This is a genomic window from Vibrio navarrensis (assembly GCF_015767675.1).
Lineage (GTDB): Bacteria > Pseudomonadota > Gammaproteobacteria > Enterobacterales > Vibrionaceae > Vibrio.
Genome location: NZ_CP065218.1, coordinates 1,051,310 through 1,066,065 on the forward strand (window position 1 = coordinate 1,051,310; position 14,756 = coordinate 1,066,065).

The 14,756-nt window shown below is 48.7% G+C and carries 16 protein-coding genes, 1 rRNA gene and 2 riboswitches; of the genes, 9 read left to right on the forward strand and 8 right to left on the reverse strand.

The features are described 5' to 3' along the window. Positions 1-4: 4 nt before the first annotated feature. Positions 5-703 carry a response regulator gene (locus I3X05_RS21360; RefSeq protein WP_045570138.1) on the reverse strand — a complete coding sequence of 233 codons (699 nt, stop codon included), beginning with the start codon at positions 701-703 and terminating at the stop codon, positions 5-7. A gap of 247 nt (positions 704-950) precedes the next feature. Further along, positions 951-1,586 (reverse strand): NAD(P)-dependent oxidoreductase, encoded by a 636-nt coding sequence (locus tag I3X05_RS21365; protein WP_045570139.1) that lies wholly within the window; start codon positions 1,584-1,586, stop codon positions 951-953. A 124-nt stretch (positions 1,587-1,710) separates the two neighbouring features. Between I3X05_RS21365 and I3X05_RS21370 the strand changes: the two genes are divergently transcribed. Then, positions 1,711-2,619, forward strand: a complete 909-nt coding sequence (locus I3X05_RS21370; RefSeq protein ID WP_045570140.1) for a LysR family transcriptional regulator — start codon at positions 1,711-1,713, stop codon at positions 2,617-2,619. 71 nt (positions 2,620-2,690) lie between these two features. Here I3X05_RS21370 and I3X05_RS21375 read toward each other — a convergent pair whose 3' ends face one another. The 3 genes from I3X05_RS21375 to I3X05_RS21385 all read right to left on the reverse strand — a co-directional run bounded on the left by I3X05_RS21375 (position 2,691) and on the right by I3X05_RS21385 (position 4,361). Next, positions 2,691-2,987 (reverse strand): isoamylase early set domain-containing protein, encoded by a 297-nt coding sequence (locus I3X05_RS21375; RefSeq protein ID WP_039432709.1) that lies wholly within the window; start codon positions 2,985-2,987, stop codon positions 2,691-2,693. 156 nt (positions 2,988-3,143) lie between these two features. Further along, positions 3,144-3,800 carry a 3,4-dihydroxy-2-butanone-4-phosphate synthase gene (gene ribB, locus I3X05_RS21380; RefSeq protein WP_045570141.1) on the reverse strand — a complete coding sequence of 219 codons (657 nt, stop codon included), beginning with the start codon at positions 3,798-3,800 and terminating at the stop codon, positions 3,144-3,146. Between the two features lie 102 nt (positions 3,801-3,902). Next, a riboswitch (FMN riboswitch) is annotated at positions 3,903-4,042 on the reverse strand. A 196-nt stretch (positions 4,043-4,238) separates the two neighbouring features. Then, positions 4,239-4,361, reverse strand: coding sequence for a hypothetical protein (locus tag I3X05_RS21385; RefSeq protein WP_264299430.1), 123 nt, complete (start codon positions 4,359-4,361; stop codon positions 4,239-4,241). Between the two features lie 30 nt (positions 4,362-4,391). Between I3X05_RS21385 and I3X05_RS21390 the strand changes: the two genes are divergently transcribed. The 6 genes from I3X05_RS21390 to I3X05_RS21415 all read left to right on the forward strand — a co-directional run bounded on the left by I3X05_RS21390 (position 4,392) and on the right by I3X05_RS21415 (position 9,094). Continuing rightward, complete coding sequence (locus tag I3X05_RS21390; protein ID WP_171816718.1) at positions 4,392-4,550, forward strand: hypothetical protein; 159 nt, start codon at positions 4,392-4,394, stop codon at positions 4,548-4,550. 57 nt (positions 4,551-4,607) lie between these two features. After that, positions 4,608-6,356, forward strand: a complete 1,749-nt coding sequence (locus I3X05_RS21395) for an SgrR family transcriptional regulator (RefSeq protein ID WP_045570142.1) — start codon at positions 4,608-4,610, stop codon at positions 6,354-6,356. A 45-nt stretch (positions 6,357-6,401) separates the two neighbouring features. Further along, positions 6,402-6,941, forward strand: coding sequence for an isochorismatase family protein (locus I3X05_RS21400; protein ID WP_045570143.1), 540 nt, complete (start codon positions 6,402-6,404; stop codon positions 6,939-6,941). 114 nt (positions 6,942-7,055) lie between these two features. Next, positions 7,056-7,856, forward strand: a complete 801-nt coding sequence (locus I3X05_RS21405; protein WP_045570144.1) for a Cof-type HAD-IIB family hydrolase — start codon at positions 7,056-7,058, stop codon at positions 7,854-7,856. A 222-nt stretch (positions 7,857-8,078) separates the two neighbouring features. Then, the gene (locus tag I3X05_RS21410; protein ID WP_045570145.1) at positions 8,079-8,369 is read left to right on the forward strand and encodes a hypothetical protein; all 291 of its coding nucleotides are present in this window, start codon (positions 8,079-8,081) and stop codon (positions 8,367-8,369) included. A 281-nt stretch (positions 8,370-8,650) separates the two neighbouring features. Further along, complete coding sequence (locus I3X05_RS21415; protein WP_039427081.1) at positions 8,651-9,094, forward strand: TetR/AcrR family transcriptional regulator; 444 nt, start codon at positions 8,651-8,653, stop codon at positions 9,092-9,094. 363 nt (positions 9,095-9,457) lie between these two features. On the opposite strand, the gene I3X05_RS21420 is transcribed toward I3X05_RS21415, so the two are convergent. The 3 genes from I3X05_RS21420 to trmY all read right to left on the reverse strand — a co-directional run bounded on the left by I3X05_RS21420 (position 9,458) and on the right by trmY (position 11,982). Beyond that, positions 9,458-10,183, reverse strand: a complete 726-nt coding sequence (locus I3X05_RS21420) for a phosphatase PAP2 family protein (RefSeq protein WP_045570146.1) — start codon at positions 10,181-10,183, stop codon at positions 9,458-9,460. 122 nt (positions 10,184-10,305) lie between these two features. Beyond that, positions 10,306-11,145: a bifunctional hydroxymethylpyrimidine kinase/phosphomethylpyrimidine kinase gene (gene thiD / locus I3X05_RS21425; RefSeq protein WP_045570147.1), complete on the reverse strand. Its 840-nt coding sequence runs from the start codon at positions 11,143-11,145 to the stop codon at positions 10,306-10,308. A 95-nt stretch (positions 11,146-11,240) separates the two neighbouring features. Further along, a riboswitch (TPP riboswitch) is annotated at positions 11,241-11,342 on the reverse strand. 37 nt (positions 11,343-11,379) lie between these two features. Further along, positions 11,380-11,982, reverse strand: a complete 603-nt coding sequence (trmY, locus tag I3X05_RS21430) for a tRNA (pseudouridine(54)-N(1))-methyltransferase TrmY (protein WP_045570148.1) — start codon at positions 11,980-11,982, stop codon at positions 11,380-11,382. 198 nt (positions 11,983-12,180) lie between these two features. Here trmY and I3X05_RS21435 point away from each other — a divergent pair, with 198 nt between their 5' ends. Both I3X05_RS21435 and I3X05_RS21440 read left to right on the forward strand, forming a co-directional pair. Beyond that, the gene (locus I3X05_RS21435; RefSeq protein WP_045570149.1) at positions 12,181-12,705 is read left to right on the forward strand and encodes a DUF3087 family protein; all 525 of its coding nucleotides are present in this window, start codon (positions 12,181-12,183) and stop codon (positions 12,703-12,705) included. 483 nt (positions 12,706-13,188) lie between these two features. Beyond that, positions 13,189-14,748 (forward strand): 16S ribosomal RNA (locus I3X05_RS21440). Positions 14,749-14,756 lie beyond the last annotated feature (8 nt).

Here is a 14,756-nt window from a genome sequence, read left to right on the forward strand (position 1 = left end):
ATCGTTACTCCCACACATCCGGCATAAACATATAGCCTTTACTTCGTACGGTGAGGATCTTTCTCGCTGGAGTGGTGTCGTCGAGCTTCTTACGCAGTGTGACAATGCGATTGTCTATGGTTCTATCGACGCCGTCGTATTCGATACCGCGTAAGTTTTTGGTCAGCCATTCTCGGGAGAGCACTTGCTCTGCGGACCTGGCTAATAGCCAAAGTAAGTCAAACTCACCGTCGGTCAGGCTGACGACACGCTCGGCAATCTGACACTCTTTGCGAATTCGGTTGAGTTTGAGTACGCCAAATTGGCAGTGGTTGCTCTCTTCATGGACCGTAACATCTGGGCGGCGGAGCAGCATTCTGATCCGGGCTAATAATACGCGCGGTTTAATCGGTTTATTGACATAATCATCGGCGCCCATTTCCAGTGCCGCGACGTGGTCAAAATCGTCATCACTGGCGGTAAGCATGAGAATTTTGCCAAAGTAGCTATCACGAATTTGTCGGCAGACGCTTAAACCGTCTTGGCCTGGCAGCATAAGATCGAGCAAAACGATGCACGGTTTTTCTTGCAAAATCAGCGATGGGGCATCCAAGCCATTATCGGTCGTGATCACGGTAAATCCTTGTGACTGAAAATAGTCACCCAACATTTGTTGTAACTTGATGTCGTCTTCAACAATGATCAACTTAGGGTTTTCTGCCATGGTCTATTTCTATGCTTTGTATTTGTTATGATTTGTGGTCTTCGCCTCTCAGGGCGATGTGAAATTACACCTTTCACCGCGTTGTTTCAAATAGTTCGGTTTATTTAGTGGTCAGTCCTGAGCTGTGTATCAATAATGAAAAAGTTTGGTTGAATCTGTGAAAATTATAGCAAAAAGCCATGCAACGGCATGGCTTTGGTCAGTTTTATCAATGTGATAAGCGAAGCGTTTGTGCTGAGGTTCGCGCTTAATAGGCAACAGAAATACGTTGCTTAGCGTGTTTCGCTGTCTCCAGCTCATCCAGCATGGCGCTGGCGAAGTCCGCAACAGAAATCTTGCTGTGGCCTTGTGCATCGGTCAGCAATTGGTCGCCGCCGACTCGGAACTGGCCCACTTTTTCGCCCGGGAAGATTTCAGCCGCTGGGCTAACAAAAGTCCAATTGAGCGGTGAGTCACTGTTGCGAAACACTTGCAATGCTTGCGACTGGGCTAATGCTTCATCTTTATACTCCGCTGGAAAATCGGGTACAGTGACCAGTTGAACGCCAGGGGCAACTTCCAGTGACCCTGCGCCGCCGACCCACAGTAGGCGCTTTACACCTGCGTTTGGCAGTTGTTCCAGCAGTTTTGCTGCCGAGCGTTCAACCATATCGTGGTTGCCTGCCGCGCGACCGCCAATGGAGGCGATAACGGTGTCTACCCCTTGTAGTGCTTGCGCGAAATCTTGCTCTGTGAGCACATCCAACTGGCGCACTTCAACGTCTTGGCGTTCGATGGCGCTTGGATTGCGCACCAGTGCGATGACTTGATGACCACGAGTTACTGCTTCTTCTACGATTTGGCTACCAATCCAGCCAGATGCACCTAATACCGCTACTTTCATTTCAATCTCCTGTGATTTATCACGTTTTTCTCGACAACCATTGCAGTCTACTGGCTAATGATTTGATGATAAATGCTAGCGATTGATATAGATTGTATCTCCATTTCGATCTAATGGGTGATGTATGGATAAGTTGGAAGCGATAAAGAGCTTTATTGAGGTGGCGAATTGCCGCAGTTTTACCCAAGCGGCGGAAGCGCTCAATCTCAGCCGATTACAGGTGTCGCGGCATATTCAAGAGATGGAAGCGTGGTTGCAGCAGCGTCTTTTGCACCGCACAACCAGAAAAGTCAGCCTGACCGACGCCGGCGAACAGGCTTATGTGCGCTGCCAACGCATTCTCGATGAGGCTGCGGCGTTGCAAGTGGAAGCGTTGAGTCGATCTCAGGCGCTAGGCGGTTTGATCCGCGTGTCAGCGCCGATCGGTTTTTCCCAGCATTTATTGATTGATGCAGTGTGTGCGTTCACCCAGCTTCATCCGCAAGTGACGGTGGACATTCTCGCCTCGGATAAGTTTTCCCAGTTGGTGGATGAACGAGTTGATGTGGCGCTGCGCTATACCAACCAGCCTGACGAGAGTTTAATTGCGAGAAAACTGATGGCGATCGAGACAGTGATTTGCGCCTCGGAGGAATATTTACAACGCCACTCGCCAATAGAACAGCCTCAAGATCTGCGCCAGCACAACTGTTTGGTGCATCTGAGTTCGGTGCTGTGGCGTTTTGTTGCGGATAACCAAGTGACGGAAGTGGAAGTGAAAGGCAGCATTCGCGCCAACGATATGGGCACTTTGCTTGGTGCGGCGAAGGCAGGGCATGGGATTGTTCGCTTGCCCTGCGATCTGGCCAATCCGCTACTGCAACAGGGGAAGCTACAGGTGGTGCTGCGAGATTATCACGTGCCTGGCTCATCGCTGTGGGCGGTCTACCTTTCTCGCAGCTATCAGACGCCAGTCGTCAGACAGTTTATCGATTTTATCGCTCAACGCTGGGGAGAAGATGCACAACGATGGCAAGTGCCGAGTGCGTGCTAAAGACACGGCGAAGAGAGCAGAAATGGCGGGCAATAAAAAAGGCGCGATGTGCGCCTTTACGTGTGTGCTGTTTACTCGCTGGTTAAAACTAAGCTGTTATCACTACCAAAACCGTTGGCGACATAACCATCGGCTTGAGGATCGTTTTCCCATTTGTCTTCGTTAAACAGATAGCGGAACTCGATTTTTTGTTCCTTGGGCAAACGAGTTTTGAACTTAAATTGGCCGCTTTTCTTCACCAACGTCATTGGTTCAGGTTGCCAATTATTGAAATCCCCGGCCACCTGCGCGCTTTCCCAGTGTTCCTGTTCGACTTCAAAAGTCACCTCGACTTCATCTTTTGTCTTGAAAAAGCGTTTCTTTAACATAGCAATATCCTTTTATCTCACAACAACCGCACACCAAAAAAGGTGCTTCAAAAATAACCTGGGTATAAGTATTACTACTGTTTCATAGGCTTTGCAAGTCACTGGCAGCACCATGGTGCTGATGTCGGGCTTTTCCTCTGTGACATTTCAAGCGGCTTACGCCAGTTTAAGATCGTACTGCTTACGGTAGCTAACCATATCTTCAATCGTCAGTATCGGCATATCGTGCAGTTTGCCAAAGGCGATGATCTCTGGCGTTTTCGCCATACTGCCATCGGGGTTGGTTAACTCGCACAGCACACCAGCAGGAGATAACCCCGCCATTTGCATCAGATCCACCGTACCTTCCGTGTGTCCGCGACGCGCAAGCACGCCGCCAGGGCGAGCACGCAGAGGAAAAACGTGCCCAGGACGAGCTAAATCGTCAGCCTTTGCCTGTGGATTGGCCGCGGTTTTAATCGTCGTGACACGATCTTGTGCGGAAACGCCGGTTGTGACGCCGTGTTTGGCTTCAATCGAGACGGTAAACGCAGTTTGATTGGCGCTGTTGTTGTTGACCACCATAGGTGGCAGTTCCAGCTTATTGGCTTGCTCGTCGGTCAAACATAGACAGACGATGCCACTGCATTCACGGATCATCAGCGCCATCTGTTCTGTGGTCAGATGATCGACGGAATAGATAATGTCGCCTTCATTTTCGCGATCTTCATCGTCTAAAAGCAGCACGCCACGGCCTTGTTGTAACGCAAAGAGCGCCGTTTCAACACGCGTGATAGCATCGCCAAATTCGGCAAGTAGTGATGACTGATTCATGGTTAACTCCTAATAATCACCAGAATCAGGGCTGTATGAGGGGGGAACGAGCTAAGCTCAATCCAAAACGAAATGCACCAGAACGTGAGTGTTCTGGTGTGGTTTCATTCTCTCTCATCCGGACTCTAACCGTCGGCTCTGGCCTCTCACCAGATCTGCTGACCTCGACGAATCGAGCGCTCGCGGGCTCACCTAAAAGGTATACCGCCGGTGGGGAATTTCGCCCCGCCCTGAGAATAAAAAGTTTAACGTTTGCTTAATTGCTCGGGCATGTTACTCGCTTCGCCAAGCGATTGGAAGGTGAATAAAACCGTTTGGCGGAACTTTGTCCGCCGCCCGGGATGCTTAGTCAAAGCGGCACTTACCCAGTTATTGGTGGGGGACCAGCAACGCTGGTTCGTTAGGAGCACAAATGGAAAGTGCCGCTTTGGCTCAGGATCACAGCCAATCGAGTAAAATGAGTAGAGCCTGACGCTCTAGTGGGTTGCGAGTAATCCTAAGTCGATTGGCATAGTAGCTAAGCATGACACGTTTGGTGTTGTGATTTGAGTTACTGTTCATAGTAGGCTCCTTGTGGTGCGGGAAAAGGTAGTGGACTTGCTGCCTAGCTATACTCCGACAAAATCGGGAATAGAAAAACTGAGTAAGTTTTTCCGTTTTGTTCCGGATAAACAGAATGAAGGGCAAAAAGCGCTGAGATTAGGAGTGAAAGTGGCAAAACGAGGAACAATCAAAGTGATTTTTTTCTGATTTTTTCTCTCCCGGTTTGCGCGATACTAGTGGCTTCTCATTTAGCGAGGCTCACTTTTGTCAGAACTCAATCTTCTTCGTTACTACGTGCGTTTGCAGCCTTTGGGAGTGGGCGTCGCGGTCAAAACCACGCTACAGGAGGTGGCCGATCTACTCTTTACCACGCCGAGACACGCACGCAGCTTGTTAACACAAATGCAGCAGGCGGGTTGGCTACAGTGGCAACCCAAGTCTGGGCGCAACCAGCGATCGCAATTGATGTTGAATATTGAGCTGGCCTCATTGAAAGAGCAACTGGCCACAACGCGCATCCGGGCGGGAAAATATGAAAAAGCGCTGGCCATTTTGGACCAAGATCAAAATGCTTTCGGTCGCCTGCTGAAAAACACCTCGGGCGCATCGCTGCGCGCTGGGCGTTTGCACATCCAACTCACCTACAAGCGGCCATTTGAACAAATTCTGCCGCACCACTTGCAGCGCAGTAGTGAACGTTTTTTGATCCGTCAGCTCTACTGTTGCTTGCTCTCTTGCGATAAAGATGGCCAGTTGCACCCGGAGTTAGCCCATCATTGGCGCACTGAAGACGATGATCGCAAGTGGACGTTTTATCTCAGACCGGGGCTGACGTTTCACAACGGCGCGGCGATTGACGCCAGCACGATTGTCAGTTTGTTTGCCAAACTCTCGAGCTTGGATTTGTATCGCAAAGAGTTGGCTCATCTCGATAACATCGTCGACGAGTCGCCACTCAAAGTGGTGTTCACCTTAAAACAGTCGGATCGCGGATTTGCAGGCCTGATTGCTGGCGTTCGTTACGCTATTCAGCCGGTTAGCCAAGTTAATGCAACGCAAAGTCCGTTGGTGATTGGTAGCGGCCCGTTTGAACTGGTGGAACACTGTGAGGCGCAGTTTAAGTTGCGTGCGTTTGAAAACTACTTTGCTTGTCGTGCGATTACCGATCAAGTCACTATCTGGCTGATTGATGAGCAGACAGCGGCGCGCAAACAGATCGAGACCAACCAGCCTGAGGCGAGCCATGAGCCTTGTGACCATTATGTCAACTCTCGAAAATCTGCACAGGAATCTCACCCGCAGCAGCAGAGCCGAGTAGAGGATGGTTGTTTGCTTTTGATGTATAACCAAACTGGGCGCAACGCTTTTAGTCCAGCGCAGCGTCGTTACCTCAGTGCTCTATTGACACCGCAGCGGGTGCAAAGCGAGATTGCGAAAATGAACGGCTCGTTTGGTTCAGTGACGGCGCACAATCTGCTGCCGCAGTGGCAAGCTGTCGTGCGGCCAAAAGCGGAAAAAGTGAAGCTACCAAAGCACATCGACCTTGCGATTTACAACTACAAAGTTTTGTCGCATTGCGCGCGCGCCATACAGAGTCTATTTGCCGAACAAGGATGCCGAGTGACGATCCAAACATACTCCTATCGCGGACTGGATCAAAAAGCCAGAGAAGGTGAGCTCAGCGAAGCGCTGATTTTGACCAACATCAGCCTAGACGATAACCGCCATGCTTCCGCCTTTTGTAATCTCTTCAGCAATCCCATCTTGCATGCCTGTATTGGTGAGACGGCAAGTGAATGGCTGGATCAACAACTTATCGCCCTTCGCGCTGAAGTGCCCCTAGTTGATTATCTCGACAAGCTTGAACCGATTGCTTCGGCATTGATCAATGAGTATTGGATCTCGCCGCTGTTCCACCACTTGCAGACATTGCGTTTTCATGGCGTACTGCAAGACGTCGAGCTAACCAATTGGGGGTGGCCAGACATTCGTAATGTTTGGGCAGCAGAATAAGACTATATTAAAGAGGTTGATCATCCAGCCCAAAAGGAAAAGCAGATGTTAGAGAGTAACAACACCGGACTCATCGTTGTTGATGTCCAAGGAAAACTGGCGCAGATGGTGGATGGCAGTGAGCAGATGATCGCCAATATCGTCAAGCTGATTGAAGGCGCGAAAGCGCTGGATCTGCCCATCATCTGGCTTGAACAGATCCCCGATAATTTAGGTCAGACAGTCGAGCCGATCGCGCATGCACTGACGGGATTTGTCCCGTTTCACAAACACACCTTTTCTGGGTGCCGCACCGAGTCTGTTACAGAAGCTATCCGCGCATGTCAGGTGGAACAATGGCTTCTCTGCGGCATTGAAGCGCACATCTGTGTCTACCAAACGGCCATGGATCTGAAACGCATGGGTTTTGAGCCTCAGGTGGTCAGTGATTGTGTCTCCTCGCGTGATGCGGCCAACAAAGAACTGGCACTGAAAAAGCTCTGCGCCAGCGGTGTTGGCTTGACGGGGCTGGAAATGTGCCTGTTTGAATTGATGGAGGACGCCAAACATCCCGCGTTCAAAGCGCTACTGCCACTTTTTAAGTAATGCTGTCGGCACGTTAAGCAAAGTGCCGATCGTCAACCCTTATCGCTGTACAAGCGAGACTTTTTCTGCTCAGATTGGGCCCACTTTGCTTTGTTATTTTTAGGTAATTTCTGTATGTCGTTATCCGATCTTAAATTTATTGCTGCCGATATGGACGGTACGTTGCTGGACGAAAACAGCCAACTTAACCCGGCGTTTTTCCCGATGTTTGAACAGTTGCAAGCCAGAGGCATTCTGTTTGCTGCAGCGTCTGGGCGTCAATACTACAGCTTGATCAAAACCTTTGAACCCGTCAAAGAACGTATGCTCTTTATTGCGGAGAACGGCACTTTGGTGATGCACAAAGGGGAAGAACTCTATAGTTGCACCATCGCCAAGGAGCAGATTGACGCTATCGTCACCGCCGCTCGCTCGATAGAAGGTGCGCATATCGTGTTGTGCGGTAAGCAATCCGCGTACATCGAAACGCAAGATGCACAAGCGTTGGCGGAGTTTGCCAAATATTACCACCGCTGCGCCTACGTGACGGATCTCTTGGCGGTGGAAGATGACTTCATTAAGGTGGCGATCTGCCATTTTGGTGGCGCAGAAGCCTTAGTCAACCCAAGGATGAAAGCCTTGTTCGGTGAGACTCATCAAGTGGTCGTCAGCGCTAAAATTTGGCTTGATGTGATGAATGCTCAGGCATCAAAAGGCGCGGCCATTAAACATTTGCAGCAAACGCTCGGTTTTAGCTTCGAGCAAACGATGAGTTTTGGCGACTATCTCAATGACACGGAGATGCTCAACGAAAGTTTCTATTCTTACGCGATGGAAAACGCCCATGAACAGATCAAACAGATTGCGCGATTTCGTGCGCCGAGTAATCGCGAAGCGGGTGTATTTCAAGTGATCACACAACAAGTTTTAAGCTAAATTCCTCTGCCAGAAATACCAATCTCCCAATCAACATAGCAGGCATGTCGGTACATAACGTTGTCAGCCTGCTTGCACAAAACATGCTGACTTGCTGCTGCGCGCGCGACCATTGCGTCATCCTTTAACAGAGATCAATCTTCACATCAGTTTAATTTCGAGTCCGATTCTTCTGTCCTAAACTGAACTTGGTCTGTTAATGGGCAGGTTCAGGAGGAGATCATGCTTACCGTTCAACGTCATTACACCGTTTCAGGAAAGCCCAGCTTACATGCCTGTGTTGAAGTAAACCCCACAGGAACAGTCGAAATCGAAGTTTTGGAGTTGTACCAACACCACAGCAGCAGTTTCGACAATCTCTCTTTCAAGGTAAATCCACAGGGTGTCAGTGTTGTCTACTGTCATCAAGCGTCACCTTGGCAACTCTTGCTCAATAGCCAAGATGCCCAGGAGTTACGTAGCCTAATCCAAGAGGCGGAAGAGGAATATGAAATCCTGATGCGCGATTTGTAGTTTGCCTCAGGATAAATGGATTTTGCACAGGAGGAGGCTGTTCGTTCTCTTGTGCAATTTTGCTTATACTCTTGCCAAAATAAAGGATAGAATCCTTTAAATTCACTCTCTCTAAATGTTCAAATTATGATATTTTATCCAAAAGTTAGGCTCGTATAATGATACATTTCGCATGTTTATTGTGCGTCATACGTATTGTTGATAAAAATAATAGCGGATTTTTCGTAAGCCGTTGTTTGTATATTTAGTTGGGCGAGACAGCCGAGTAGTAGGAGGGCGTTATGCCAAGAGTGAGTCGTGCGGTGGCACAGCAAACACGACAAAACATTATCGATACTTCATTTAAAATCCTCCTGCTGGAAGGTTATGAAAACCTGACGTTTACCCATATCGCAGAGAAAACGGGTATCAGTCGTTCCGGGGTGAATGGCCACTTCAAAAGAAAAGAAGATCTCTTGGAAGAGCTGAAACCAAAGGCCGTTGAGCTGGTGATTCAGTCGCTGGAGTTCTCTTCTCCAGAGGATTTTTATCGCTCTTGGGTGAAGGCGGTGAGAGAAGACAGAATGTTTCGCAATCTTATCCAAAACGTTGGAGAGATCATTTGTACAGAAAAAGGCCGAACCCGACTTACACGTTTAATTCAAGGTGACGCAGAAGAGGTCGAAAGAGTGGTTTACATGGCAATTGGCTATGCCGTGGTCAATATTTCCTGCTCAATTTGTTGATTGAATAGAAGCTCATATCCTAGTACCGCTGGAAAAGAAAAAGTGCGAATTAATAGTCATAAATCCATCAACAAATAACGGATGGTACGTTTTATTTCTTTCATTTCCTTTGACTCACGTTATAATGGCGCCGTCTAAGTGAGTTGGTCCTCACAGACAACACTTTCTATGCTTTGGTTGTATAACCAGCTTAGCTTAAATGGCTTTTGGTCGTTTGGTTGTCCTACTTTTGCCAAACGACCTTCTTTTTAGCTTTATTTTGAACGCCATTCATTTGCCCCTTCCGTTTAAGATGACATTGAAAATAGAACGCCTTCACCAATGGAAGGCGTGACGGTATCTGCCTCGCACCTTATTGTTTCGCTAACCGCGTTTCCATTGGCTGACAATAGGTAAATGATTGGGCAGTAGGGTAAACACGATTGCCACAAAAGCCCAAGAACCGAACAGGTCTAATGGGCGATGCATCCCCAACCACAATCGGCTATAGGCAACGCTGCTCGCCCATACCAGTAACAATATTAACGCGCCGTATCGCTTTGCAGATAAAAAGGCTGCCCCAAAGAAAGCAACGCAAATCGCCGCGAAGAGGGTATGTCCGGAAGGAAAAGAATAGTCCTTCTCACCTTGCCAATGTTGGCTTCGCCACGGGCTGACATTCTGTGATACGGCTGAAATGGCCTGCACTTTTTCCGCTTCATCCAGACGATAAAAATCTGCAGGAGAGTCAATGATCTGCTCAGCGGCCAGCAACTCGCTATAAGGACGAGGGCTCTCCGTTGCCAGCTTTAAGCCGCTTTTACTTGCAAAACCTATGATGAGTAACAGGCCAAGCTGCAAAAATTTCTGTAATACGCCTCGCCTAAATGTGCGAATTGAGAGCGCCCAAATGCACAGAATGATCAGCGTGATGAAAAAGCCCTGAATGCCCGCTGAGTAAGTTAAAAGTGTCAATAGGCGTCCTTCAAACGAGGCGACCGGAGAAAAGAGAGAGGCAGGGTAGTAAAGCCAAGTGATGACGCCAAGGCAAAGTGCGTAGCAAAAAAGGGTGATAAGCCCAGCCAGTTTGAAATTGAGTGCACGGTCCACGAACAGTTTCCGCCGTTAATAAAAAGCGGCATTGTATGCCAAGGCAAGCAGCAGAAATATCAGGGCAAAGTTAATTTGCGTGCTCACTCTGTTACCAGCTAACCGTTCGGCGAAAGTTTGTGTCAGCGCACGTGCATATGTCCCGCAAAGAAATGGTTCACTGGCCCTCTTCCTTGGCCGACAGATAACTCGTCGGCATGACTAATGGCCTGAGAGATGTACTGTTTGGCGAGAAAAACCGCTTTGTGCATCCGGTGGCCTTGCGCTAAATAAGAGGCAATAGCCGAAGAGAGGGTACAACCCGTACCGTGTGTGTTGCGTGTCGGGTGACGCGTCGAACGGATTAGTTCTGCCATATCGCCTTCAATCAGCAGATCGCTGCTGTATTCTTCCTGCTCCAAATGGCCCCCCTTAAGCAACACGGCTTTAGCGTGTAGAATACGTAACTCATCAAGTGTCTGCATTAAGCCGTTTTCGTTTTCGGGTTGAGGCTGTTGGGTTAAAGCGGCATATTCGGGAAGGTTCGGTGTAATGATACTGGCCAGAGGGATTAAGCTTTCCTTGAGCGTGTTGATGGCTTCCGGTGCAAGAAGCAGATCGCCACTGGTAGAGACCATTACGGGGTCCAACACAACAAACGGTGGACGATATTGGCGAATTTTGCTGGCGACAAGACGGATAATGTCGGCGTCTGCCAACATACCAATTTTTACCGCTCTGACGTTTAAATCGCTGAACACCGCATCCAACTGGGATGCAATATGCTCAAGTGGGATGGGCAGAACGGCGAATACCCCTTGAGTATTTTGCGAGGTAATAGCCGTAATCACAGAGCAGGCGTAACTGCCAGTGGCGGAGATGGTCTTAATATCAGCTTGAATGCCCGCGCCGCCTCCGCTGTCTGAGCCAGCGATAGTGAGAACAATAGGGATGTGAGATTGAGAGTCTTGTGAGAATAGCATCTTGCTTCCTATGACAAGACGTACAGGAACTGCGTATTCAACAAGCTGCCGCCGTGCGATTGGGGGAAACTTTTGTCCTTAACCACAACAAACGGGTGAACACGCATATAGTTCCCTACGTCAGTATTAACTGCATCAGGTTCAACGGGTCTCGCTTTGCGATCTCAGCCTAACTAAAGGCTCCCCGACTATATCTGCGACATCATAGCAGCAAAAAGGCCTGCTGCAAGTCACTCACAATGACTCGCGTAGATCCAACTCGTTCTGGATCAAGGTGACACACTGGGAAGCAAACAGCATCTTAGGGCCAAGACTGATTTTTTGCGTACCTAAGCGTTTTAAGCTGTTGAAAGTCTTCTTCGGCATCGGAATGTGATCGGTGAGCAAAAAGCAGGGATTTGGCGCAAAATCAATGTCGCGAACAAATTCGCCCTTTTTGTCCAACATATAAAGCTGGTGGTTTTCCGCAAGCTCTTGAATAAGGCGCTCAAAACTGATGGTTCGAACCGTCACACCTGGTTCCACATTGCGGCACTCTTCTTTGGCCATTCCTTGAGAAGCGTCTAATGAGCGAGCAACCACATTCAGTAAAGTGGCTTCATTAAAACCGTTGATATTAGTGACATCATTTGACTGAATCGTGATGGTTCGAGAATAGTCCTGGGTACTCTCTAGCACTAAATACACCGTCACATCCTCACGGTGCGATTGAGCAACAAACATGGTGTTCATCAAAGTATGTGCCAAAATTTCAGTGTGCGCTTCCTGACCAACGCCTTCCAGTAAGGCTTTACTGTTAGTTGGGGCGGCACGGGCGCGTAAAACAAAAGAGCGCATAAAGGAAACCTCGAATGAGCAGTAAATTGAATGGGCGGAGTATATACCCAAGTCAGACTGAGGCGCGAGCCCAAACAAAAAGCCTCTATAAAAGAAGAAATGGACAAAGTGCGAATTTGATTACAAAACCTTGATTGAGTTAGCGGGTGTGATCGAGCAGCATAGGGGCCTTGTCTTACTGCTTTAATAGAATGAAACATGAAAATTGAATCTATCAACAAACCGCTCTACCGCAGAAAAGCTAATATCGTCATTGTTGGCTTTGTGGTGCTTTTCGCACTCTCGTCACTGGCATTCGGTAGCTTACTGATTGCATTGTTTGGTAACCAGACAGTCGTCGAACAAGAGTCGACGGGCAATTTCCACTGGAACTTGATCGGTGTCCTTCTCGCACTTTTGACCTCGGTATCGTTACTCAATCAAGTGAAAGGACATCTTTTCTTCAAAGAAGTCGTTTACGTTTGGCAAATGAAACAATTGCACAATCGCATTTTCCGTAAGCTGAAACAGATAACGTCGGCAGCAGAGCAAGAAGATCTGCAAGCATATACGATTTTAAAATTCTATTATCAAAGCCAAAAACAGATCTTTGAGTTAGACAACAATACGCTGACTTTGGACAGCGTCATGCGTGAGCTAGAGAAAATAGAAGATTGGGAGCGAAAACAGGGTGTGAGGATCAAGACTGGCGAGATAGACGAGGCGTGGTTAAACCAGTTTTAATCTACAGATAGCTACTTATTATTAACAACTGCGTATGCAAAACGAGCAGTTGGGTGAGATTTGTTCATCTAAACCAATTTTTGAAGGTTTTTGCAAAAAATGGGTTGCCAAGAAAATTTCTCTGCCTATAATGCGCATCCACTGACACGGCAGACGCCACAAGGCTTCAGCAGTGCAGTAAAAGGGTAAAGCTTCTAAAAAAAGAAATTTGAAAAAGTGTTTGACTCTTCAAGTTAACTCGCTAGAATGCACCTCCGCTTCGAGAGAAAAGCTTCTCAAAAAGCAAGCTCTTTAACAATATAAACCTATCAATCTGTGTGGGCACTCGTTGATGATAATCCAAAAGATTTATCAATGAACTGAGTGACCAATTTGATACTTCGGTATCGAGCACAGTCAATTCAAGTTTTCTAGGAACTAGCTTCTAGGGACTAGAAACTTATCAGTATTCATTGAGCCGAAGCGCAAGCTTCAAAAAACTTTTAATTGAAGAGTTTGATCATGGCTCAGATTGAACGCTGGCGGCAGGCCTAACACATGCAAGTCGAGCGGCAGCACAGAGGAACTTGTTCCTTGGGTGGCGAGCGGCGGACGGGTGAGTAATGCCTGGGAAATTGCCCTGATGTGGGGGATAACCATTGGAAACGATGGCTAATACCGCATGATGCCCTTGTTTATAATGAACAGGGGCCAAAGAGGGGGACCTTCGGGCCTCTCGCGTCAGGATATGCCCAGGTGGGATTAGCTAGTTGGTGAGGTAAGGGCTCACCAAGGCGACGATCCCTAGCTGGTCTGAGAGGATGATCAGCCACACTGGAACTGAGACACGGTCCAGACTCCTACGGGAGGCAGCAGTGGGGAATATTGCACAATGGGCGCAAGCCTGATGCAGCCATGCCGCGTGTGTGAAGAAGGCCTTCGGGTTGTAAAGCACTTTCAGTAGGGAGGAAGGTGGTAGTGTTAATAGCACTGTCATTTGACGTTACCTACAGAAGAAGCACCGGCTAACTCCGTGCCAGCAGCCGCGGTAATACGGAGGGTGCGAGCGTTAATCGGAATTACTGGGCGTAAAGCGCATGCAGGTGGTTTGTTAAGTCAGATGTGAAAGCCCCGGGCTCAACCTGGGAATTGCATTTGAAACTGGCAAACTAGAGTACTGTAGAGGGGGGTAGAATTTCAGGTGTAGCGGTGAAATGCGTAGAGATCTGAAGGAATACCGGTGGCGAAGGCGGCCCCCTGGACAGATACTGACACTCAGATGCGAAAGCGTGGGGAGCAAACAGGATTAGATACCCTGGTAGTCCACGCCGTAAACGATGTCTACTTGGAGGTTGTGGCCTTGAGCCGTGGCTTTCGGAGCTAACGCGTTAAGTAGACCGCCTGGGGAGTACGGTCGCAAGATTAAAACTCAAATGAATTGACGGGGGCCCGCACAAGCGGTGGAGCATGTGGTTTAATTCGATGCAACGCGAAGAACCTTACCTACTCTTGACATCTACAGAATCCTGCGGAGACGCGGGAGTGCCTTCGGGAACTGTAAGACAGGTGCTGCATGGCTGTCGTCAGCTCGTGTTGTGAAATGTTGGGTTAAGTCCCGCAACGAGCGCAACCCTTATCCTTGTTTGCCAGCACGTAATGGTGGGAACTCCAGGGAGACTGCCGGTGATAAACCGGAGGAAGGTGGGGACGACGTCAAGTCATCATGGCCCTTACGAGTAGGGCTACACACGTGCTACAATGGCGCATACAGAGGGCGGCCAACTTGCGAAAGTGAGCGAATCCCAAAAAGTGCGTCGTAGTCCGGATTGGAGTCTGCAACTCGACTCCATGAAGTCGGAATCGCTAGTAATCGTGGATCAGAATGCCACGGTGAATACGTTCCCGGGCCTTGTACACACCGCCCGTCACACCATGGGAGTGGGCTGCACCAGAAGTAGATAGCTTAACCTTTCGGGGAGGGCGTTTACCACGGTGTGGTTCATGACTGGGGTGAAGTCGTAACAAGGTAGCGCTAGGGGAACCTGGCGCTGGATCACCTCCTTATACGATAC

Bases quoted from the DNA above. Each gene is read 5' to 3' on its own strand.
- I3X05_RS21385 (WP_264299430.1), bottom strand. From the start codon at position 4,361: ATGAACAGTAACTCAAATCACAACACCAAACGTGTCATGCTTAGCTAC.
- ribB (WP_045570141.1), bottom strand. From the start codon at position 3,800: ATGAATCAGTCATCACTACTTGCCGAATTTGGCGATGCTATCACGCGT.
- I3X05_RS21435 (WP_045570149.1), top strand. From the start codon at position 12,181: ATGAAAATTGAATCTATCAACAAACCGCTCTACCGCAGAAAAGCTAAT.
- thiD (WP_045570147.1), bottom strand. From the start codon at position 11,145: ATGCTATTCTCACAAGACTCTCAATCTCACATCCCTATTGTTCTCACT.
- I3X05_RS21375 (WP_039432709.1), bottom strand. From the start codon at position 2,987: ATGTTAAAGAAACGCTTTTTCAAGACAAAAGATGAAGTCGAGGTGACT.
- I3X05_RS21405 (WP_045570144.1), top strand. From the start codon at position 7,056: ATGTCGTTATCCGATCTTAAATTTATTGCTGCCGATATGGACGGTACG.
- I3X05_RS21360 (WP_045570138.1), bottom strand. From the start codon at position 703: ATGGCAGAAAACCCTAAGTTGATCATTGTTGAAGACGACATCAAGTTA.
- I3X05_RS21415 (WP_039427081.1), top strand. From the start codon at position 8,651: ATGCCAAGAGTGAGTCGTGCGGTGGCACAGCAAACACGACAAAACATT.
- trmY (WP_045570148.1), bottom strand. From the start codon at position 11,982: ATGCGCTCTTTTGTTTTACGCGCCCGTGCCGCCCCAACTAACAGTAAA.
- I3X05_RS21365 (WP_045570139.1), bottom strand. From the start codon at position 1,586: ATGAAAGTAGCGGTATTAGGTGCATCTGGCTGGATTGGTAGCCAAATC.
- I3X05_RS21400 (WP_045570143.1), top strand. From the start codon at position 6,402: ATGTTAGAGAGTAACAACACCGGACTCATCGTTGTTGATGTCCAAGGA.
- I3X05_RS21370 (WP_045570140.1), top strand. From the start codon at position 1,711: ATGGATAAGTTGGAAGCGATAAAGAGCTTTATTGAGGTGGCGAATTGC.
- I3X05_RS21410 (WP_045570145.1), top strand. From the start codon at position 8,079: ATGCTTACCGTTCAACGTCATTACACCGTTTCAGGAAAGCCCAGCTTA.